The following is a 21,692-nucleotide window of genomic DNA, read 5'->3' as shown; positions in this document are numbered from 1 at the left end:
ATAATACAATTTAGAAAATTATTTTGCAATAGTCTATTTAAAAATTAGTAGACTATAATTATATATTAAATATTGTAAATTTATAATGTTTAATTCTTGATATATCAAGAATAGTCGATATTATTACATAGTTTTATAATATTTTTATATACGATTCAAGGCTAAAAAAAGTGAATACACGTTGCAAATAATGCAACTATGTATCCACTAATTATTGTTGACAATAACCAAAACACATCATATAGTGTCTCAATATCAGATTAACCATATAAATAATCTAACGTCCTATACAAAACCCCTTCATAAATATTAATCATCATAGTATTCAAATTCATAGTCTTGAATTCTGACTGTATCGCCTTCTTTGAGACCTATCTTTTTGAGCATCTTAATTCCGCCTCTATCAACTATGAATTTATAGAGATAGCGCATTGAACCAGTATCTGTGAAGTTAGTAGATCTAAAGATCTTAGAAAGCTGCTTACCTTCAAGAACGAAAGCTCCATCAAACGCCCTATAGGCCTTTAATTTCTTGAAGTCTTCATCGAGCTCATCCTTCTCGAAATCATAGTATTCAACCTCTTCCTCTTCTGGCTCTACATAGTTATCTAATTCGTTAATTGTAGCGTTAAGAAGATCCTGTATCCCCTGTCTAGTCGCAGCAGATATCTTGAATACCCTTTTGCCTTCGCTTTCAACAAATTCAATAAACTCTGCTAGCTTTTCTTCGTCTCCAACAGCATCTATCTTATTTGCAGCTACAATCATAGGCTTTTTAAGTAGCTTTTCGTCATATTTTCTAAGCTCATCAATTATCTTCTTATAATCATCTATTGGATCTCTGCCTTCACTACCAGAAACGTCAACTACATGAATAATAACCTTTGTACGTTCAATATGCTTGAGAAATTTAATTCCAAGGCCCAGTCCTTCGTGTGCACCTTCAATAATTCCAGCAATATCAGCCATTACAAAGCTTTTATCATATAAATCAACTACACCAAGATTAGGATCTATTGTAGTAAAATGATAATTAGCAATTTTAGGTTTAGCGCATGTAGAAACAGAAAGTAGCGTTGATTTTCCAACATTAGGGAAACCAACAAGTCCAACGTCTGCAATGAGTTTAAGTTCCAGAATTACTGTTCTAACTTTAGGTAGTTCACCAGCCTCAGCAAAATTAGGAGCCTGTCTAATGGAGTTCTTAAAATGAACATTACCTTTTCCACCTTTTCCACCTTTTGCTGCTACAAGTGTATCGCCGCTATGAGCCATATCCTTCATAATGAGTCCTGATTCTTTATCAATAATCATTGTTCCAACAGGAACCCTTATCTCTAAATCCTGTCCACGCTTACCGTATTTCTTACGACGCATGCCATTATGGCCATTTTCAGCTTCATACTTACGCTTATATTTAAAATCCATAAGTGTGCGAAGGTTATTATCGGCAACAAATATAATATTACCGCCATCGCCACCATCACCACCATCTGGCCCACCTTCTGGAACGTATGGCTCTCGTCTAAAGGTTACTGCACCATCTCCGCCCTTGCCAGATGTGATGATTATTTCCGCTCTATCAACGAACATTTTTTTCTCCAAAAATATTAAAATTGACCCCTCAAAATAAGGGGTCAATAAGTTTAAGCTTCTTCGCTATATACGCTGATCTGCTTTCTCTTCTTGTCAAATCTCTCAAACTTAACGTTTCCATTGATCTTTGCAAATAGAGTGTCATCTCCACCGATACCAACGTTGTTACCAGGATGGAACTTTGTTCCTCTCTGTCTAACGAGAATGCTTCCAGCACTTACATACTGTCCCGCACCTATTTTAAGTCCCAAGCGTTTGGACTCGGAATCACGACCGTTCTTGGAACTACCTACTCCTTTTTTACTTGACATGACTAGTCACCTCCTATATTGAAATTCTTAATTACTTAGATTCAATTGCTGAAAGAATATCAGCCTTAGTAGCCTTTGAAGGAATCTCAACTCCAAGATTCTTAGCAATCTTAAGAAGTTCTTCCTTCTTCATGGATAGCGAAGCCTTTACTTCAGACTTCTCTGCCTTCTCTGCAGCTTTAGCTTTAACTGGAGCTGCCTTCTTAGCTGCTACGCCAATGCTTGTAACCTTAACTAGAGTGTATGGCTGTCTGTGACCATTCTTTCTTCTGTAGTCCTTCTTAGCCTTATACTTAAAGATAATAACCTTATCGCTCTTACCCTGCTCAAGTACTTCAGCCTGAACTGTACAACCCTCAACAAATGGTGTGCCTATCTGAAGCTTGTCTCCTCCAACAGCTACAACCTCATCAAAGGTAACTGTCTCTCCTACTGCAACGTTAAGCTTTTCAACCTTTAGTACATCATTTTCCTGTACCCTATACTGCTTACCGCCTGTCTTAATAATTGCGTACATATTTATTTCCTCCTCAAACCAGACTCGCCAGAACCATGGGTGCTACGCTTTGAAACCCCTCCTGTGCGGCTAACCGTTTAAATATAACATGTTCTAGGACTTATGTCAAATCCTAGAACATTAAATATCGTAATTATTCGATTACTACTCCATCTTCATCGACTTTGACTTCTTCTTCATCGTTTCCGTGGATTGCATCCATGATTTTAGTCTTGAGAGTCTCAAGGATTTCAGGATGCGAAACGAGAAATTCCTTTACATTCTCACGTCCCTGTCCGATTCTCTCGCCCTCATAGCTGTACCATGAACCAGCCTTGTCGATAAACTTCATCTCGGTTGCAGTATCGAGCACGTCTCCAGCGATGGAGATTCCCTCTCCGTACATAATATCAAATTCAGCTAGCTTAAACGGAGGAGCCACCTTGTTCTTAACAATCTTAACTTTCGTCCTATTACCGATAGTTTCATCGCCACGCTTAATAGAATCAGCACGTCTAACATCAAGACGCATACTTGCATAGAACTTGAGTGCTCTACCACCAGTTGTAGTCTCTGGATTACCAAACATAATTCCAATCTTCTCACGAAGCTGATTGATGAAGATTACACACGTATTAGTCTTATTGACTGTTCCTGCAATCTTTCTGAGAGCTTGCGACATAAGTCTAGCCTGGAGTCCAACATGAGAGTCTCCCATATCACCCTGAATTTCAGCCTTTGGAACTAGTGCAGCTACAGAGTCGATAACAATAAGATCAATAGCTCCACTTCTTGCAAGCATATCGCAAATCTCTAGAGCTTGTTCTCCAGTATCAGGCTGTGAAACTAAAAGATCATCTACATCTACACCTAGGTTCTTTGCATAAACAGGATCAAGTGCATGTTCAGCATCTATAAATGCTGCCTTGCCACCAGCCTTCTGCGCCTCTGCAATGCAGTGCAATGTAAGAGTGGTCTTTCCTGATGATTCTGGTCCATAAATCTCAACAATACGTCCACGTGGAACACCACCGATTCCAGTAGCAACGTCTAGTGATATCGATCCAGTAGAAATTCCTTCAATATTGTTATGTAACCCCTCATCTCCGAGCTTCATAACAGCACCTTTACCAAATACTTTATGAATCTCATCTAGCGCATGTTCAAGAGCCTTTTCTTTATCACTAACGTTACCAATTACGCTCTTATCTTTACTTGACCTAACTGCCATAGTCCCTCCTGTATATTTTCCGAACATCTGTTCGTATTGTATATAATGTTCTGCCATTTGTCAAGATTATATATTCTGATAGTAATAGTGGTCAAACTAAATATAACCATTAAGCGACGATATAATCACTTATTAAGAATTTCCGTCACATTTTTAATTTATTACTTCAATTGTGCTTAAATAAACGATAATATAATATCGTCAAATTAATTCTTTTTTATTGTAGATTAGATTTTGCCGTTTAGTATGTGATATACGACAAGTAGCATTCTTAACTTAAAGTAATTTCTATTCCACTTTCTGTCATTTCTTTTGGTATTGAGCTCTATGTATCCACTCTTGCCTTCAAATTTATCGCTACACGAGTATCCTATATACGCGTTGCCATTATCCCTACCCTCGTCCGCTTCCGGGCCAGCATATCCTGTAATAGAGATAGCTATATCACTATTTGAAACTTTCTGAGCACCTTTTGCCATCATAATTGCTACTTTTGAACTCACTACAGAGTGTTCATGTATAGCGGTTTTATCTACGCCTAATACTTCCTCTTTTGCTTCAGCGCTATATGTTATAAAACCATGTGAGAACACTTTTGATGCACCTGGTACGTCAGTGATACAAGAAGCAAATACACCTCCAGTGCATGATTCTGCCGAGGATAAATATAACTCTTTTTCTCTAAGCCGCCTAACCACGACTTTAGCTAACTCTTCATCATCATAGCTATAAATATATTCTCCAATAAGCTTGTCAATCTCGTTAACCATACAATCAACGGCTGTACGTGCCGCTGTCTCAGATTCGCGCTGAGAAGCAACACGGAGCGTACATTCACCTTCTTTGGCATACGTTGCAATTGTAGGATCATTCTGGTTATTTATAAGCGGAAGGAGCTTCGTTTCAAGATCAGATTCTCCGATTCCAATAGTTCTTATTACCCTATAATACATCTCTTTGCTCGAGAATCGCTTTAAGTAACTTGTTACGCAGTTTTCAAACAACCATTTCATTTCACGAGGTGGGCCTGGTAAGCAAATTGCACATTTACCGTCCTTTTCAAGACCAAACGCAGGCGCGGTACCAGCTTCATTGTGAAACACTTCCGCTCCTACAGGTATAAATGCCTGTTTGCGGTTGTTTTCAGACATGGTACGGCCTCTATCATCAAAATATGACTTAATTTCTCTATAACACCTCTCATCAAAATACAGTTCCACACTCATCGCCTCTGCAACAATTTCCTTAGTCAAGTCATCCTGCGTTGGCCCGAGACCACCAGTGCAAATAATCATGTCATTATCAGTAAAAGTTGATTTTACCAACTCCTTTAATCTCCCTGGATTATCACCAACTACATGGTGATACATGACATTGAATCCCATTAGATTCAATTTATTTGATATATAGGTAGCATTCGTATTAACTGTCTGACCAAAAAGTAATTCTGTTCCAACCGCTATTATCGATACGTTCATATCCATTACCCATCTACACAACTACTCGGCGTACATTCAAGCACCCCGAGTAAGCAAACTTATTATATTAATATTTATAAAATTAGATTTCTTGATATAAGTATAATATCATTTAATTAATTACATAGAGAAAACGTCTTTATTCTTAATGATATACTCACATCCTGAATATATTGTTGCCGCCAATGAAGCCCAGAACATAGCCATTCCAATCGTCATCAAAACATACACGGAATTAAATGTTAGCGCAAGAATAAGAGTCGGTACTGCAATCATCTGAAGAACAGTTTTGATTTTACCGCTCATACCAGCTGCGACTACTCGTCCCTCTGAAGCTGCAACTGTTCTCATACCGCTTACCGCAAATTCTCTAGCAAGGATAACGATTAGAGACCACGCTGGAATAGTTCCTTCTGCTATGAGAAGACACAAAGCCGAATATACCAAAATCTTATCGGCTAGCGGATCCATAATCTTTCCAAAGTTCGTAACAAGACCTCTAGCTCTAGCAATCTTTCCGTCTAGCAAATCAGTAAATGATGCTGCGATAAATATAATAAACGCAACCATGTAATGCTGCATCATAAATGCCGAAACGAAGAACGGAACAGCAATCATTCTGCCAACTGTCAATTTATTAGGTAAATTCATCTAAACCTCCTCGCCTACGAGATCATACTCGTAGGCTTCTGTTATTTCAACATTCACAATATCTCCTGGATTAAGAACACGTTTGCTTACGAAGTTAACCTCGTTATCTATCTCTTGTGCATCATATCGAGTTCTGCCTACATATTCACCATCAGCTTGAACTTCATCAACCATAACTTCGAAAACCCTACCAATTTTCTTACGGTTAAGCTCTTCACTAATGCCCACCTGTAGCTCCATTATGCTGTCTCTACGCGCTTCTTTGATATCTTCAGGTAGTTTTCCATCAAGTATATGCGAAAGAGTGCCTTCCTCATCGGAAAATGCAAATACGCCCAGCCTGTCTATTTTGACTTCTCTGACAAACTCAAGCAATTCCTCAAAATCCTCTTCACGCTCTCCCGGGAATCCGACAAGCATCGTCGTTCTGATGTGTATGTCAGGTATATTCTCACGGAGTTTTATGAATGTCTCTCTTATAGAATCTCCTGTAGAGTTTCTCCTCATTCTACTTAGAACGTTGTCTGAGATATGCTGAATTGGAATATCGAGATAGTTGCAAATCTTATCATTTGAAGCAATTGTCTCTATAAGCTCATCTGTAATACCATCATCATATACGTACATGAGCCTAATCCATTCGATACCATCTACCTTACACAACTCTTCGAGGAGCTTTGGGAGTATGGCGTGTCCATATAGATCTTTGCCATAGTAAGAAGTATCTTGAGCAATTATAGTAAGCTCCTTAATACCTCTCTCAGCCATGACCTTCGCTTCCCTAACTACATCCTCAATCTTCTTGCTACGGAAAGGTCCGCGTATCTTCGGAATAGCACAAAAAGCACAAGTGTTATTACATCCTTCGGCAATTTTCAACACGCCAGAGTAAGAGTTATTTGGAAGAACTCTCTCTTTGTACGGTAGAACTTTACCAACCTTTCCCTTCACACTGTCTGCCATAACCTCATTATCTGACAGAAGAAGATCCGGAAGTTCATCATAGTCATTTACACCTGTAAAGATATCAACTTCTGGAATCTCCTTGACAAGGTCTTCGTGATAACGTTCAGAGAGACACCCCGTCACAACGAGCTTCTTCGTCTCACCCTTGAGTGCTGCCATGCTAAAGATGTGTTCAATCGACTCTACCTTGGCCGATTCAATAAATCCACAAGTATTTACAATCAGAATATCCGCCGATTCCGGTGAATCAGACAGAGTACATCCCCGCCCCATAAGCTCGGCTGCTAACACCTGCGAATCATAGTCGTTCTTCGCACAACCTAATGTGTCAATATAGAACGTCTTATTCGAATTAGTCATTAAAAATCTCCATTACTATTTACAGATTGATCATCCATATTATTCGAATCGTAATTTCCCGAACCACTTTCAAAAGTAGTCTGATTTGCTGGTCCGTAATATTCTTCTTCCGTTGTCAAAACCTGTCTTGGCCTCGATCCATCAGAAGCACCTATTATGCCCATCTCTTCTATCTCATCTATGATGCGAGCTGCGCGATTATATCCGATTCTAAACCTTCTCTGAAGCATCGAAACTGATGCCTGCTTCTGCTTAAGGATAAATTCTATTGCATCTTCAGTAAGTTCATCTGTAGAAGAATCCTGTGGTGTAGGTTTATCTGAAACTTCAATACTCTGAATCACATCTTCCCTGTATTCAGTTTCACTCTGTGATTTCACAAAATCAATAACAGCAGCGCTCTCCGTCTCAGAGATATATGGACCTTGAATTCTGATAGGTTTATTAGATTCTACTGGCGAGAAGAGCATATCTCCTTTACCGAGAAGCTTCTCAGCTCCTGCAGTATCAATAATTGTACGAGAGTCAAATTGCGAAGATACGCTAAATGCGATTCTCGATGGAATATTTGCCTTGATGAGACCCGTTACTACGTCAACAGACGGTCTCTGAGTAGCTACAATTAAATGCATCCCTGCAGCTCTCGCCTTCTGAGCCAACCTACATATAGCTTCTTCAACCTGAGATGATGCAGCCATCATAAGATCCGCTAGTTCGTCTATAACGATAACTATCTGCGGCATAACTTTATCGTCTTCGCCAGCACTCAATACTGACTGATTATACGAAGCCAGATCCTTTGCTCCAAGTTCAGCAAATTTGTTATATCTCTGCTGCATCTCGTTAACAGCCCAGTTAAGTGCTGCTGCAGCTTTCTTAGGATCAGTAACGACTGGTATAAGCATATGCGGAATACCATTATAACTCCCAAGCTCAACAACCTTAGGATCAATCAACACAAGTTTAACCTCATCAGGCGAGGCTTTGTAAAGAAGGCTTGTGATTATGGTGTTAATACACACACTCTTACCGGAGCCTGTAGCACCAGCTATTAGCATGTGTGGCATGCTGTGTAAATCCGCAATTATATTACGTCCGGAAACGTCTTTACCAACAACAAAGCTGATCTTTGACTTAGCAAGTTTAAACTCGTTAGATTCAATAAGCTCCCTGATAAGTACTGGGGCAGCCTTTTCGTTCTCAACTTCGATTCCAACTGCAGCCTTGCCTGGTATTGGTGCCTCTATTCGGATACTCTTCGCCCTCATATTAAGTGCTATATCATCAGCAAGTCCTGTTATCTTGCTAACCTTAACTCCAGTAGCTGGTTGCACTTCATATCTAGTTACAGAGGCACCTTGAGTAACGTTAAGAACTTTAGCCTCAACGTTAAAGTCATTTAGTGTCTGTTCTAAAAGACGAGCGCGCTCCTCAAGTTGGTTGCCACTCATCATATTGTTGTTAGGCTTCGGTCTGTTTAATAGATTTACTGACGGGAAAATGTAATTATCCTCTTTCTTCGACTGTCCTGCCAAAGCTTGCTTTGCAATTTCATCATGATCCGCTTTCGTAGGTCTATTATCTTCTTTTTGTTCATAAACGGCATCATCTGTAGAATCTCTTTTCGTAACTGCAATACCGCCAGCCGCAGCTGCAACTAAACCTATATCTGTACCATGTGGTACACTAATATCAGCAACTGCAGCCGCCTCACGAGCTTTCATCTCATCAAATTCAGGTGTTCCTGGCCCACGATAAGTAGCAGTTTTAGGTCTTGCTTTTGATGACTGCACTTCACCATCTAACCCGAGTCCAGTTCTAGAGTAATTATTGCCAATATCATTAACGCCATCGTATCCACACAGTCCTGTAGAACTATTAGGCGAGCTAACTACACCATCTAAGCCATAACCAGTCTGAGTATTAGAGGAGAAACCTTCTGTATCTGCATCACCAAGTCCTAGACCTGCCTCTTTTCCTGTCTTACCCCTATATCCATCATATACAGACACATCAGCGTCACCAAAATCCGCCCCACTATCGAGCATATTAGCGAGTTCTCTTCTCGTGTTTTCATCAGGGAATCCTGCTGCGGATTTTTTTTCAGTAGTGTTCTGTCCAGATGTTGAATATAAATCGGAATTGGACTTATTATCCTGAAGACTTAAAGATGCCCCAGTCTCATTTGCCTGTGCTCGCTGCTTTCTAGAATTAAGATGTTTTGCAAGCATTCTGCCAAATAGTCCAGATGTTGGCTCTTCTTCTAATGGAGCATTTGAATATCCAATAAAACCGTCTTCTGATACATCATGAATACCGCCGCTTGAAGAGGCAGTAAACCCTGTTGGAATACTTTCTTGCGCTTGTCTATTTAATTCAACTTGTTCACTTGTATCTGGCTTAACTGAAGCAGATAGACTTTCGCTGGTCTTCTTCTCTCCAAGACTCGAGGTTGCACTTACATTGCCGCTTGAACGCTCAAATTCTCTAATCAAACGCTTTTCTTCTCTTGCCTCTCTAAAAGCCTGAATCTGCTTAGAAATTGGCGTATTAACAACCAGAAGTATAGATATTACAATTAGAGCCAATCCTAAAATGATTAGTCCAGGCTTTCCAATAAACTTGACAAGAATATTAGCTAGTTCCATCCCGACAGCACCAGCATTACGCCCTCTAACGCCATCTCTATAGAAAAGCAGAATATCCCCAAAGCCAAATCTAACCTTATCTGCATTAACGAATCTATACCCATTTAGAGCACACATCATTAGATATATGAGTGCTGTTAACGAAGCGGTTCTACCATTTAAATGCTGTAACTTTTGAAAGAATAAGCTTATTGCAACAACTATCAAAAAATACGGTAGCACATAAGACATTCCACCGAACAGTCCCCGAAGCACATTATGTATACTATGTCCAAAGCTTCCTGTGCTGTTGCTCTTCATTGTAAATATCAAAAAAACACCTATTGCAAATATGGCTATGCCCCATATCTCATCAATAAGCTTTCTATTTGAATTGCGCTTTTCCTGCATCTTGCGAATCTGCTTCCGCTCTGCAGTTTCCGCATTACTGCTGCTCCTCTTGCTAGATGAAGAAGCTGCTTTCTTAGTAGATTTATTCTTGCTACCAGGCGGTCTACCCGGACCGCGCTTTTTCTTGTCCTCTGCCATAATTCCCCAATTTCTCTATGTCGTATTAAATAGCTATAGCTGCTTAATTATACTATTTGTAGCGTATATTTGCAAAAAAAGAAAAAGACCCGAGGTATCTCGGATCATGGGCTTGTCTAAACTATTCAGCGTTATTTACGACGTCTTTTCCATCATAAAATCCGCATGTTGGGCAAACTCTGTGTGGAAGCTTTGGCTCATGACACTGAGGACAAGTTGAAAGTCCTGGAGCGCCCATCTTCATGTTAGCAGCCTTTCTGCTAGCAGTCTTTGCTTTCGATGTTTTCCTCTTTGGTACTGCCATTGTCGACACCTCCTTACAAATGTGATTATCTTAAATGTCCGAATTACATTTCACGCATTACAGGTTAATAGTATATATGATGCGCCTCTCTATGTCAACGAAATTTAAAGTAATGTCGGACTTTTTACACGATCCGACTCCTTATACATATCATTCATTGCTAGAATATTGTATGTATCCGCCGCCTTAACGTCAAGAAGCAATTGTTTCTTTGCAAATATCTGTAGTTTATGAGCTTCCCTATTGATATTCGTCAAAATAGGTAACTTATTTAGCTCTTCGTTCTTTGCCTTTCTTATGAGCTTCCTACCTGTTTCATTAGCTGCAAGCAATCTAAAGTATCCTGGATCTATTTCACCAAAATCCGTACGTTTAATTCCTAATACAATCTGCATCAATAGCCTAGAAATCCGGGTGTACGTATACCTCTTACTCTTTGCTGCCATAATCAATTCATCTATCGAGTTACTTATTCTAATCGCTTTCAAAAGTTTAGCACCTATACCTTCTCCACCTTGTGGAAACTCGTCTATTTCATCAGACGAAAGATTTAAAAGGGCATACCTCACTAAATTAAATAGATTATCATCGATTCTATCTCTAATAACAGCAGAGTTAGCTTTCATGTATTGGAATGAATCTTCAGGCATAAAATCAGATACACCAATCCCATCTCGAATAGCTTGTCTGATTCCAGAAGCACTTTGAAATCTCATGCGATTATCAAACGCTGCTGAATATCCTGATGACTCACGTTTTACTGTATGAAGAGCTATATTTGAGTTCTTAAGGGCTGAATGTGCCTTAATATACTCAATAGCAAGTGTGTCATTTGGTTTACTTAAAGCTTCATCAGAATTACTCCCAAAGAGCTCTTCATATGCAATTGCACGTGCTCGTGGATAACTGTGACCATCCTTTGACAGTTCACTAATCCGTTCTCCTATCCTCAAATCATTAAGATTATAGACAATCTCTGTTAATTCTTTCAGATTCCCAGACTCGCTACCAAATGATATGACATCTATAACGCCAGTTGCAGCGAGAAGTTTAATTGCCGTAGACGCATAAACAGACGCATTGCTAAGACACGCATAAACAGGTATCTCAAACACTGCGTCTATTCCATTCTTAATAGCTGACTCTGCTCTAATCCACTTGTTGGCCGCAGCAAGTTCACCGCGCTGCACATAATCTCCGCTCAAAACGACTATTACTGCATCAGCACCAGTTTCTTGCTTTGCTTTATTGATGTGGTACAGATGTCCATTATGAAGAGGATTGTATTCTGCAACAATTCCCAGAACTTTCATCGGGTAATTATTACTCCTCGTCTTCTTCAGCTGCTGGAGCAGCCTGCTGTCCTTCGCTATATGAAGCTCCGCCCTGGATACGCTCAGCAAGAGCCTTCATCTCCTGACGGTTTCCATTTACTCTGCCATTCATCTCACCAAGCATATCTGTAAAGTAGTCATTCATTGGCTGAATGTACTCAGTCGCAACCTTAGCGATATCGTTCTGCATATCAAATAGAAGCTTATCTACATATTCGTAAGAGCGTAACTTAATGTATCTGCTGTGGTTTTCAGCTTCAGAGATAAGAGCATCAGCTCTCTTCTCAGCTTCCTTTTTGATAATATCATTCTCAACAAGATACTCAGCCTGCTTTTTAGCTGCGATGATTACCTTATCATACTCACCTCTAGCTTCGTTAAGGATTCTATCCTGTTCATCCTTAACCCACTTTGCCTGCTGAATGTCCTTAGGCATGCTGAGTCTAATGTCATCAACAATACTCCTAATTTCATCGCTATCTACAATAGCCTTCTCCGAGAAAGGAACCTTAGATGCATTAGCCAGAATTTCCTCGAGATCGTCAAGTAGTGTCATAACTCTAATTGATGCGTCGCTCATAACGATTTCCTCCTAGTTTATTGATTATCAACTTTAGTTTTAATCATTTCGTTTGCATAGTCTGGCAGCAACCCGTTTACATCGCCACCATAAGAGACTACTTCTTTGATAAGAGATGAACTAATGAACGAATACCGAGGGTCTGTCATCAAGAAAACAGTCTCTGTCCCACCCGTGTATAAGCGAGCATTCATCTGCGCCATCTGAATTTCATATTCAAAATCAGTAGTAGCTCTAAGCCCTCTCACAACAGCTTCGAAATCGTGATTATTAACGTACTCTGCGAGCAGTCCATCAAATACATCAATTTCGACATTAGGAATGTGTTCCGTCACCTTTGATACGATATGCTTTCTTTCATCTAAGGTGAATAGAGGTGTCTTAGAACTGTTAACGGCTATGCCGACAGTCAGACTGTCAAACATATTGGCTGCGCGTTCAATAATATCCAAGTGACCACTGGTAATAGGATCAAATGAACCCGCATAAATTGCAGTTCTCTTCATATTAATCACCATCTCTCCAAGGTATTTTAACAAACAGATATTGTATTTGCAAGGTTTTAAGCTCTTTCGAAAAAGTCAATACCTATCGTACCATACCTTTTCTCCTTAGTTTTAACAAAACCACCGATATTGTCCGATAATAAATTATCGTTTAGATGCTCGACAACAATAACTCCTTCATCCGCCAAAAGCCCATATTCCTCAACGAGTTCAAACACTTCACCATAATACCCTTCACGGTAAGGTGGGTCTACAAATATGATGTCAAACTCTCTATTTGCAAGCACTAAAGCCTTTCTATAATCAGTATTATAAATTGAAGAAATTTCTTCTGCTTTGCAATTTTCAATGTTATTTTTCAGGATTTTGTAGCTTTTTCTGTCGCCTTCATTAAATACACAGTACTCTGCTCCCCTTGATAACGCCTCTAGTCCTAGCGCTCCAGAACCAGCAAATAGATCCAGCGCAGTTGCTCCCTCCACTCGTCCGATAAGCATGCTGAATACCGCCTCTCTAACTTTTTCAGTTGTCGGTCTAGTGGTTTCAGGAACCTCAATCTTTCTGTATTTAAATCTACCAGAATTAATCTTCATCGGAATCTCCTTTGCGTTAATCTGCTATATTATATTGCTATTATCTTGCACCATAATATTGTTAGTTCGTAATTGAAGCTGATCCATATCTACGAACGCCTCAAGCTCACTTGGATTTTTAGATAACATTAGTTCTGCGTCAGTAGTTGCAAGTTTCAATATTTTATCATACCCAAAAAGGTCGTAAAAGCTGTTGCCTGAATATCCGTGTTGCATAGTCCCCATCAAGTCTCCAGCACCACGAAGTTTATAATCTTCTTCACTTATCTCAAATCCATCGCTCATAGTTACCATGGCATTCATTCGGCTTATTGCATTTTCAGACTCACTGTAACATATTATATAGCAATATGACTGTAAATCACTTCTTCCTACTCTCCCCCTTAGCTGATGTAACTGCGCTAAACCAAATCGTTCTGCGTTTTCAATCACTATTACGGTCGCCTCAGGTACGTCTATACCAACTTCAATTACTACTGTTGATACGAGTATTTCGATAGTCCCAGTAGCAAATTCATTCATTATTTGCTCTTTTTCAAGCTTATCAAGCTTACCATGAATAAGCCCCACCTTCGAGCCCTTGAACTTTGTTTTTACTTCATCGAAAAGAGCTTCTACGGAGGTTAAGTCGCTATCGTTACTATCCTCAATTGACGGTGCTACGATATATGCTCTATTACCATTTTTTACTTCGTTGTAAACATTTGCATATGCACGTTCACGTGATTTTTCAGTTATGTATCTAGTGATGATTTCCTTCCGATTTGATGGTTTACCCTTTATAACAGAGAAGTCCATATCACCAAACACTGTCGTTGCAAGTGTTCTAGGAATCGGAGTTGCTGACATTACTAGAACATTAACCACTTCTGCCTTTTCTGCCAAAATTTTACGCTGGTCAACACCAAATCTATGCTGTTCATCGGTTATAACTAGACCAAGTTTTGCAAATTCTACATCAGATTGAATAAGAGCGTGTGTTCCAACAACTACATCAATATCACCGCTTTTAACACCCTCAAGAATCTCTCTTCTCTCAGCAGCTTTAAGGCCACTGACAAGAAGCGCTGTCCTCATTCCAAACTTTCCTAGATCCTTACTCAATTTAAAAAAATGCTGCCTAGCTAAGATTTCAGTTGGCACCATAAAGGCTGCCTGCCACCCTGCACTTATAGCGTGAAATATCGCTGCTTCTGCAACGACAGTTTTTCCGCATCCAACGTCTCCCTGTACAAGTCTATTCATTGCTCTTGTACTAAGCAAATCATGCTCTATATCATTTATTGCGTTCTTCTGCTCCTCTGTAAGCTTAAATGGAAGCGAGTCGGTGAACACACATATATCCACAGGCTCCATTCTTGAATTTCCGCATTCTTCATCAAGTAATCTGCGGTTATGCAAAACGGAATATTGAAATGCGAGGAGTTTATCGTAAATTAGCCTAAACTTCGCCCTATTGTAGGCAGCCCCACTCTCTGGGAAATGAATATTTTTGTATGCATAGTCCTCGGGAGCAAGATTGTTTTTTTCTAAAAGTGCTTTACTAAGCCACTCACATGATCCATCTAACTTCTTTGAAACGGTACGAATCAGTTTTGATAGTTCATTTGAAGATATTCCAGCGGATCTCCTATATACAGGAATTATTCCACGTATATCTCGCGGACTGCCCGCAAGAGCCATTTCAGGATTAACTATAATCTTGGCTCCATTTCTCCACTTCATCTTACCAAACAATGTATAATCCGATCCTAATCTCAAATTCTTTTCAAGAAATGGCATATTAAAAAATATTGCATGAAATATACCGCTCTCATCACGTATCGCACATTCAAGCATTGTTCGACCTTTACCTATAGAGCGAAGTCTTTTATTAATCAAAACACCACCAATCAAAACATCATTATCTTCAGTCACATCCATAAAGGGAGTACGATTAAGTCTATTCTGATATCTAATTGGCTTATGTTCAAGCAAATCGTAAATTGTGGTGATACCCATCGCCTCAAGTACTGTTTGCTTTTTCACACCGACACCTTTTATTGTCGTTACACTGTCACTTAATTTCATAATCTATTCATTCGTCCTAACTACCTCAACATCTCTCTTCATGAGATGTTCAGCTTGTACGCCCTTAATACATGCCTTTATCTCTACAGGTTTGGTGAGAGAAAACATCTCGAAATCACGCTCAATACTATTAAAAATGGTGTTGCTAATCTCATTAATGCTTTCACCAAACTTTATTATTATATAGAAGACAATATAAATGCCATTAGTTGTCTCTTGAACCTCAATGGAAGAAAGTAGCTCATTTATACCAAAAAAAAAGCTTCTTTTTAGTGGTTTTCCGTTCTGGCTACATGGAAAGACCACATCTTCATATTTAAGCAGCTCATCAAGCACAAGTTTGTCCAAAACCTGTTTACTAATCCTGACTGCACCATATTCTGAACTACTGACTAGCTTCATATCATCCTCCGATTATATTTCATATCTTAATTAAAGATTATATATGATTATTCTGATAATAGCGATTATAACGCAGTATTTATTATCACGGAATAAAAAAAGCCTTAAACGGTGAACCGTTTAAGACAAGATTTCGGGTATATAGACTAAATGGCACGGTCTACTTTGCCAGATCTCAGGCAACTCGTGCAAACGTTTGCCTTTCTGACCGTACCGTTCTCGCTAATTCTTACAGACTGAATGTTAGCATTCCACTTTCTCTTCGAATGTCTGTTAGAATGAGAAACAGCGTTTCCCGAAGCCTGACCCTTACCGCAAACTTCACATTTTCTGGACATTTGCCGCACCTCCTTGTAGTTGATATAGTTGCATTTATTAGTAACGCGATGAGAATTATAACACAACAATTGCACTAGGTGCAAGGGTTTTGTTATAATTTTTACAGTCTATTTATTACAACAAGACAATTTATGTAATCAATCCAAATCTGAGATATATTTAGATTATAATGACAAAATTCTAATCAGTAATATAATTAGTACCTTTTCTTGTTCTAATCTTCACACTTAATCTGTATAATAAGCCCTATATAAAAAATGCTATAGTTATGAAGGGGTTTTCATGCGTAATTCTAATAAAAAAACGACTGCAATTGTTCTCGTAATTATCTTAACTTTCGTTGGTATAATTGCATACTACAAAATGGCTAAAACTCGCCTCGTTGATAAGGATAACTACACGACTTTCCGTGAGCAATTAGTATCAAAATCCAAAGATTTTAAATCCAATGCTGATCTCCGAAAGTTTATCGAGAGCGAAACTGCTAAAGACAAGGTACTGTTCATTACTGATGAACACGGTAATATCATTATTACGAAGACTGCATCCGACGTAACTGCTCCCGCTACTGTCGTTGTAGCTGATTACAATTATAAAACTGCTGCTACTGATGCTGACACACTGGCTACCCTACATGAAGTTTCAACATCAAAAACAACTGGCGGCAGTGTAATTGCGATTTTCGTCAGTAACGAGAATAACGAACATTCTGGGGCTAAGAATATTAATAGTTCATATATACCGGCAAACTCAAACGTTATATATGTGAGCAGCGGAAAAAAACTCTATATTTCAAACACCTCATTTGCAAGTGGCATGAGTGACATTTCCATACCTTATACTACTGAATCTAGAACTCAAAATACTGGCATAAAAGTTAAGATTACTGGTATAAAAACTGATAACCCGAGTTCATATATATCACAACAGCCTGATGTATTCGATGTATTTAGCACAATCGTTTCTAAGTACAAGAATAAATCTGTATCATACCAGATTGCAGATATTAAAGTCGGTAACAACGGAAATATGTACCCTAGCTCACTTGAATTCATAATTCTCGTAGATTCGTATAACCTCAAGGATACGAAGGAGTATTTTGACGGACAGGTTGAGAAGTTCATGAAGGCGAATAAGAAATATTTCCCTGAGGCTAAGATGAGCTACTCTATTATCACAGATGAGTCTAAACTTCCAGATACTGTAATATCACAGAAGACTATAGATTACTTAACAACATATATATATATAGATAAGAACAGCAACTATAGATTTGGTGATGAAGATAAGATTCCTGCAAAGTATGCTAAAGGTGATGTATATGCAACAAATACTATGGAGGAGTTATATGTCGACGGGTATACTATGCATCTTAAGATGAATACGACAGGTGTTACTGATGCATACCGTGACCAGATTATGAAAGATAACGAATCAGCAGCTTCCCTTGCGGGTATAGAGATCAGCACTTATGATCTTTTCAGTGCGTATAGCAATAAAGATCACAAACTCTCTAGTGATCTCAGCACAATATATTCAAACGTGAACGATAAAGCTTTGCAGACAATAGCCGTTCCGCTTGGTAATGATCAGAAGTTCACGACTATGTCTATACTCAAAGGGATACAAAAAAAAGCAAATATAACCCATATCAATCTAAATGATGACGACCAAGATGCCGGTATAAAAGTTACAAATACTATACTTAACTACATAAATTCTTATACAAAGTCTGGTCTACTTAAGTTTTAAAGCTTATTAATGTGTCATTTTAAGTTATAAAAGGATACAACCCAATCTATAAAACTGTTACAACAAAACGCTTCTACCCTATCTGACAAAGTTCAATTCCTATGAAGCGTTTTTATTATGATACAATTATTTAATTTAAACTTCTATTAATATTTTTCATATGAATATATGTGATATAATAGCGAAGAATATATTATGAATTAGTCTGCTTTATGAATAATATTCTAGATTGGAGGGTTTCTGATGAAGTCTGAAAATGATAAGATTTCTAATAACGAACGAGAGATAGATGAGTTTCTATCTAAGTTTGAAGCACTTGATGGCGATGAATCAGCAAAGGTGCCTACTGGTGACAATTCATCTGCAAAAAACAGCAAGAGAAACAAGAAAAATAAATCTAAGGAAAAGTCAAAAGCGTCAAAAAAGAAGACTGGCTTTTTCCTTACGAGATTAATTAAGGGAAATGGAGAGCCGCTTAAGGATCGTCTATTTCTAAAAAACAATCCTTACTACAACAAGAGCCTCGGCGCAACAGTTGTAGTTAACGGCAAAAAGATAAAAAACACGCCTAAGGTGCTTAGCAAGGGTAAGATATTAAAGGACCTTATTCTCCTATTTGCTATATTCTTCGTGATAACTGTCCTATATACGTTCATAGTTATCAGTACAGCACCTAAAATTGATCCAGAGAATATCTATGAGTCAGTTGCACAGAGCTCTGTAATCTATGACGATCAAGGCAACAAGATTACAACAGTCTTCTATAATCAAGACAGGCAGCTTATCTCATACAAGGATATGCCTAAAAATATGATAAACGCATTTGTTGCCCTAGAGGACAAGACTTTCTGGAAGCATCACGGATTCAATTGGACAAGAATGGCAGGTGCTGTTGTACAATCATTTACTGGCTCTGGACATATTAGCGGAACCAGTACGATTACACAGCAGCTAGCTCGAAACGTATATCTTCCTAATATTAAGAGTCAGAGAAGTATAAAGCGAAAGATTCTAGAGATGTACTATGCTAGCCAGATTGAGAGATCACTTTCTAAGAAGCAAATTATCGAAGCATACCTAAATACAATTTATCTTGGATTTGGAAGCTACGGAGTAAACTCGGCTTCTCACGCGTACTTCTCTAAGGACCCTAAGGATTTGACTTTAGACGAATGTGCCGCCCTCGCTGCACTACCGCAGGCTCCTGATACATATGCGCTAGTTAAGCTTGTAGGAAAAGACTCTGTTGCTGAAGGAAGTACAAATATCATCATTCGTGATCCAGATACGTATATCGCAAACGATACATCGAAGAATCGTCGTGACACTGCTCTTAAGCTAATGCACGAGCAGGGATATATTACCGATAATGAATTTAAAGCAGCTTACAACAAAAATTTAATTGACTTCATCAACCCTTCTATAAAGAATAACAAGACAGTGAACTCGTACTTTAATGAGTACGTAATTGACGAAGTTTCTCGAGATTTACAGAAGAAATATAAAATTTCATCACAGGAAGCAGAACGAATGATCTATACTGGAGGCCTTAAGATTAACTCCACTATGGACTCAACTGCTCAGAGTGTTATTTCGAAGGAGTTTGAAACGGGCTCTAACTTCCCTTCCCTAGTTAGCATAAGGAAGGATTCTTCAGGTAACATAATTGGCGCAAATGGATCTATACTCCTATACGATTACAACGATAGTTTTAATGCTGATGGTGACTTTACTTTGACAAGTGATGAAGTTACATTAAATAAAGATGGTTCAGTTACAATTAAGCGCGATAAACGACTTCACATCTACACAACTAAAGCTGGTGGAAAGGTAAACTACAGCCTTGAGTTTAAGAAGCAGTACGTTCAAGAGAACGGCACATTCTATATATATTCAGGTGGTTTTATCAACATCCCTAGCAAGTATAAGAAGCTTGACAACGACAACAATTTAGTAATTGACAAGAGCTACTTTAAGGATTTCCCTAAGGCTATGGTTAAGTCAGGAAGCTCATTAATAATAAAGCCAGATGCGTACTCTCTCAATGAGAAGACAATTCAGCCACAGGCTGCAATGGTTGTCGTTGAAGTTGGAACTGGTAAAATTAAGGCGATGGTTGGTGGACGTGGCTCCACTGGCAGCAGACTATATAACCGTGCTCTTAACCCTAGACAACCTGGTTCTTCTATAAAGCCGCTTGCTGTATATGGTGCTGCTCTACAGAAGAGCTTTGACTACGCTGAAAAAGGCGAAACTTGGCCACTTGTTGATTACAAGCACGATAAGCAAGGTATTAAGGGTTACGGAGATTACCTAACTGCATCGTCGACGATTGTCGATGAACAGATGACATTTAATGGCAGAGTATGGCCAAAGAATGCGAGCAACAATTTCTCTGGACCTGTATCCATGCGCCGTGGACTACAGCAATCGATCAATACTGTGGCTGTAAAGATTCAGTTACAAGTTGGGAACGAATATTCAGCTGAAATGCTCAAGAAGTTTGGAATTACAACTATTGTAACCAAGGGTTCTACGAGTGATATGAACTCGGCGGCACTCGCACTGGGAGGTTTAACAAACGGTGCAATTCCTTTGGAAATGGCTCAGGCTTACGCAAGCTTCCCTAACGGCGGTGTTCGTCAGTCATCTGTAGCCTACACTACTGTTACAGATAGACATGGCAAGGTTCTACTTAAGAGCAAATCCAAAAAGACGAAGGTTATGGACGAAGGAGTTGCCTTCATCATGACTGATATGCTTAAAACTGTAGTATCTAATGGTATCGCTGGAGCAGCTTCTGTAAGCGGCATTCAGGCTGGTGGTAAGACTGGTACGACTAACAGTAACTACGATATCTGGTTTGATGGATTTACTCCAAATTACGCAGCATCGCTATGGATTGGTACCGACGTTAACATCAAACTGTCATCCATGTCAGGTATGGCTGCAAGACTATGGGGTCGAATCATGAATCAGGTTCCTAATGCCAAGACTGGCAAGTACAAGTCAATGCCTAGCAACGTTATTAGAGTTGGAAGTGAGTACTATACTAAAGGTACAGAAAAAGGACGTGCTACATACGTACCACCTAAAGCTGTAACCGATACTCAAAATTATGAAGAAGACGATGATGCATCAGAAGAAGATAGCACACAATCTTCTACAGGCACCTCCTCTGGTCCTACAATACCAGGTGCATAAATTTGGGTTGACCTGATTATTGAAATTTTCTAAATTGATATTAATGTTTTTAGACAATAAAGCTCCGCTATTATAGCGGAGCTTTGCTATTTGGTTCTGCTTTAGCAGTGGATTCGCCGAGCGATAGCGAAGTGAATCAATAAACCACCGGCTATGCCGGTGTGATTAGGATAGCTTTAGCTTCAAGAAAAAAACCTCCAGTGTTATCATGGTGTTGGTTCGCCAACCACATCAAATAACAAAGGAGGTTGCCATCGTGGATGACAAAAATACTCTAGCACACACAAGCTGGAGATGTAAATATCATATAGTATTTGCACCGAAGTATAGAAGAAAAGAAATA

17 protein-coding genes and 1 pseudogene are annotated in these 21,692 nt (G+C 39.0%); 2 read left to right on the top strand and 16 right to left on the bottom strand.

Annotated elements, in window-relative coordinates; translation table 11 throughout:
- Nucleotides 1–309: 309 nt before the first annotated feature.
- The 16 genes and pseudogenes from obgE to rpmB form a co-directional block, all read right to left on the bottom strand.
- The gene (gene obgE / locus AXF17_RS05905) at nucleotides 310–1,593 is read right to left on the bottom strand and encodes a GTPase ObgE (RefSeq protein ID WP_094234226.1); all 1,284 of its coding nucleotides are present in this window, start codon (nucleotides 1,591–1,593) and stop codon (nucleotides 310–312) included.
- A 53-nt stretch (nucleotides 1,594–1,646) separates the two neighbouring features.
- Nucleotides 1,647–1,907 (bottom strand): 50S ribosomal protein L27, encoded by a 261-nt coding sequence (rpmA, locus tag AXF17_RS05900; protein ID WP_094234225.1) that lies wholly within the window; start codon nucleotides 1,905–1,907, stop codon nucleotides 1,647–1,649.
- 217 nt (nucleotides 1,908–2,124) lie between these two features.
- Nucleotides 2,125–2,424: pseudogene (gene rplU, locus AXF17_RS09535) on the bottom strand (50S ribosomal protein L21); the annotation flags it as partial.
- Between the two features lie 133 nt (nucleotides 2,425–2,557).
- Nucleotides 2,558–3,634 (bottom strand): recombinase RecA, encoded by a 1,077-nt coding sequence (recA, locus tag AXF17_RS05890; RefSeq protein ID WP_094234223.1) that lies wholly within the window; start codon nucleotides 3,632–3,634, stop codon nucleotides 2,558–2,560.
- Nucleotides 3,635–3,861: 227 nt separating this feature from the next.
- Nucleotides 3,862–5,112: a competence/damage-inducible protein A gene (locus AXF17_RS05885; RefSeq protein WP_157682581.1), complete on the bottom strand. Its 1,251-nt coding sequence runs from the start codon at nucleotides 5,110–5,112 to the stop codon at nucleotides 3,862–3,864.
- A 120-nt stretch (nucleotides 5,113–5,232) separates the two neighbouring features.
- Nucleotides 5,233–5,763: a CDP-diacylglycerol--glycerol-3-phosphate 3-phosphatidyltransferase gene (gene pgsA, locus AXF17_RS05880; protein WP_094234221.1), complete on the bottom strand. Its 531-nt coding sequence runs from the start codon at nucleotides 5,761–5,763 to the stop codon at nucleotides 5,233–5,235.
- The gene (rimO, locus tag AXF17_RS05875) at nucleotides 5,764–7,089 is read right to left on the bottom strand and encodes a 30S ribosomal protein S12 methylthiotransferase RimO (protein WP_094234220.1); all 1,326 of its coding nucleotides are present in this window, start codon (nucleotides 7,087–7,089) and stop codon (nucleotides 5,764–5,766) included.
- Entirely contained in the window at nucleotides 7,089–10,265 is a 3,177-nt protein-coding gene (locus tag AXF17_RS05870) for an FtsK/SpoIIIE family DNA translocase (RefSeq protein WP_094234219.1), read from the bottom strand. Before AXF17_RS05870 ends, rimO begins: the two co-directional genes overlap by 1 nt.
- 121 nt (nucleotides 10,266–10,386) lie before the next feature.
- Nucleotides 10,387–10,569 carry a 50S ribosomal protein L32 gene (gene rpmF / locus AXF17_RS05865; RefSeq protein ID WP_094234218.1) on the bottom strand — a complete coding sequence of 61 codons (183 nt, stop codon included), beginning with the start codon at nucleotides 10,567–10,569 and terminating at the stop codon, nucleotides 10,387–10,389.
- Between the two features lie 104 nt (nucleotides 10,570–10,673).
- A complete protein-coding gene (locus AXF17_RS05860) occupies nucleotides 10,674–11,882 on the bottom strand; it encodes a tRNA(Met) cytidine acetate ligase (protein ID WP_094234217.1) in 1,209 nt (402 codons plus the stop codon).
- A 10-nt stretch (nucleotides 11,883–11,892) separates the two neighbouring features.
- Entirely contained in the window at nucleotides 11,893–12,483 is a 591-nt protein-coding gene (locus AXF17_RS05855) for a hypothetical protein (RefSeq protein ID WP_094234216.1), read from the bottom strand.
- 17 nt (nucleotides 12,484–12,500) lie between these two features.
- The gene (gene coaD / locus AXF17_RS05850; RefSeq protein ID WP_094234215.1) at nucleotides 12,501–12,989 is read right to left on the bottom strand and encodes a pantetheine-phosphate adenylyltransferase; all 489 of its coding nucleotides are present in this window, start codon (nucleotides 12,987–12,989) and stop codon (nucleotides 12,501–12,503) included.
- 56 nt (nucleotides 12,990–13,045) lie between these two features.
- Entirely contained in the window at nucleotides 13,046–13,588 is a 543-nt protein-coding gene (gene rsmD, locus AXF17_RS05845; protein ID WP_330398558.1) for a 16S rRNA (guanine(966)-N(2))-methyltransferase RsmD, read from the bottom strand.
- An 18-nt stretch (nucleotides 13,589–13,606) separates the two neighbouring features.
- Nucleotides 13,607–15,652: an ATP-dependent DNA helicase RecG gene (gene recG, locus AXF17_RS05840; protein ID WP_094234213.1), complete on the bottom strand. Its 2,046-nt coding sequence runs from the start codon at nucleotides 15,650–15,652 to the stop codon at nucleotides 13,607–13,609.
- A 3-nt stretch (nucleotides 15,653–15,655) separates the two neighbouring features.
- Nucleotides 15,656–16,054: an Asp23/Gls24 family envelope stress response protein gene (locus AXF17_RS05835; protein ID WP_094234212.1), complete on the bottom strand. Its 399-nt coding sequence runs from the start codon at nucleotides 16,052–16,054 to the stop codon at nucleotides 15,656–15,658.
- A 146-nt stretch (nucleotides 16,055–16,200) separates the two neighbouring features.
- Nucleotides 16,201–16,392 carry a 50S ribosomal protein L28 gene (gene rpmB / locus AXF17_RS05830; RefSeq protein ID WP_094234211.1) on the bottom strand — a complete coding sequence of 64 codons (192 nt, stop codon included), beginning with the start codon at nucleotides 16,390–16,392 and terminating at the stop codon, nucleotides 16,201–16,203.
- A 283-nt stretch (nucleotides 16,393–16,675) separates the two neighbouring features.
- Between rpmB and AXF17_RS05825 the strand changes: the two genes are divergently transcribed.
- Together AXF17_RS05825 and AXF17_RS05820 are read left to right on the top strand one after the other, a co-directional pair.
- Nucleotides 16,676–18,145, top strand: a complete 1,470-nt coding sequence (locus AXF17_RS05825) for a hypothetical protein (protein ID WP_094234210.1) — start codon at nucleotides 16,676–16,678, stop codon at nucleotides 18,143–18,145.
- A gap of 243 nt (nucleotides 18,146–18,388) precedes the next feature.
- Nucleotides 18,389–21,349 (top strand): transglycosylase domain-containing protein, encoded by a 2,961-nt coding sequence (locus AXF17_RS05820; RefSeq protein ID WP_094234209.1) that lies wholly within the window; start codon nucleotides 18,389–18,391, stop codon nucleotides 21,347–21,349.
- Nucleotides 21,350–21,692 lie beyond the last annotated feature (343 nt).

Source organism: Mogibacterium pumilum (genome assembly GCF_002243385.1).
Lineage (GTDB): Bacteria > Bacillota > Clostridia > Peptostreptococcales > Anaerovoracaceae > Mogibacterium > Mogibacterium pumilum.
Note: the sequence above shows the minus strand (reverse complement) of the source record. Positions and strands in the feature narration are given on the sequence as shown.

Coding starts and splice junctions, on each gene's coding strand:
- AXF17_RS05855 (WP_094234216.1), bottom strand. CDS start 12,483: ATGAGCGACGCATCAATTAGAGTTATGACACTACTTGACGATCTCGAG.
- AXF17_RS05885 (WP_157682581.1), bottom strand. CDS start 5,112: ATGAACGTATCGATAATAGCGGTTGGAACAGAATTACTTTTTGGTCAG.
- rpmF (WP_094234218.1), bottom strand. CDS start 10,569: ATGGCAGTACCAAAGAGGAAAACATCGAAAGCAAAGACTGCTAGCAGA.
- recG (WP_094234213.1), bottom strand. CDS start 15,652: ATGAAATTAAGTGACAGTGTAACGACAATAAAAGGTGTCGGTGTGAAA.
- rpmB (WP_094234211.1), bottom strand. CDS start 16,392: ATGTCCAGAAAATGTGAAGTTTGCGGTAAGGGTCAGGCTTCGGGAAAC.
- AXF17_RS05835 (WP_094234212.1), bottom strand. CDS start 16,054: ATGAAGCTAGTCAGTAGTTCAGAATATGGTGCAGTCAGGATTAGTAAA.
- obgE (WP_094234226.1), bottom strand. CDS start 1,593: ATGTTCGTTGATAGAGCGGAAATAATCATCACATCTGGCAAGGGCGGA.
- AXF17_RS05825 (WP_094234210.1), top strand. CDS start 16,676: ATGCGTAATTCTAATAAAAAAACGACTGCAATTGTTCTCGTAATTATC.
- AXF17_RS05860 (WP_094234217.1), bottom strand. CDS start 11,882: ATGAAAGTTCTGGGAATTGTTGCAGAATACAATCCTCTTCATAATGGA.
- recA (WP_094234223.1), bottom strand. CDS start 3,634: ATGGCAGTTAGGTCAAGTAAAGATAAGAGCGTAATTGGTAACGTTAGT.
- rpmA (WP_094234225.1), bottom strand. CDS start 1,907: ATGTCAAGTAAAAAAGGAGTAGGTAGTTCCAAGAACGGTCGTGATTCC.
- rimO (WP_094234220.1), bottom strand. CDS start 7,089: ATGACTAATTCGAATAAGACGTTCTATATTGACACATTAGGTTGTGCG.
- coaD (WP_094234215.1), bottom strand. CDS start 12,989: ATGAAGAGAACTGCAATTTATGCGGGTTCATTTGATCCTATTACCAGT.
- AXF17_RS05820 (WP_094234209.1), top strand. CDS start 18,389: ATGAAGTCTGAAAATGATAAGATTTCTAATAACGAACGAGAGATAGAT.
- AXF17_RS05870 (WP_094234219.1), bottom strand. CDS start 10,265: ATGGCAGAGGACAAGAAAAAGCGCGGTCCGGGTAGACCGCCTGGTAGC.
- pgsA (WP_094234221.1), bottom strand. CDS start 5,763: ATGAATTTACCTAATAAATTGACAGTTGGCAGAATGATTGCTGTTCCG.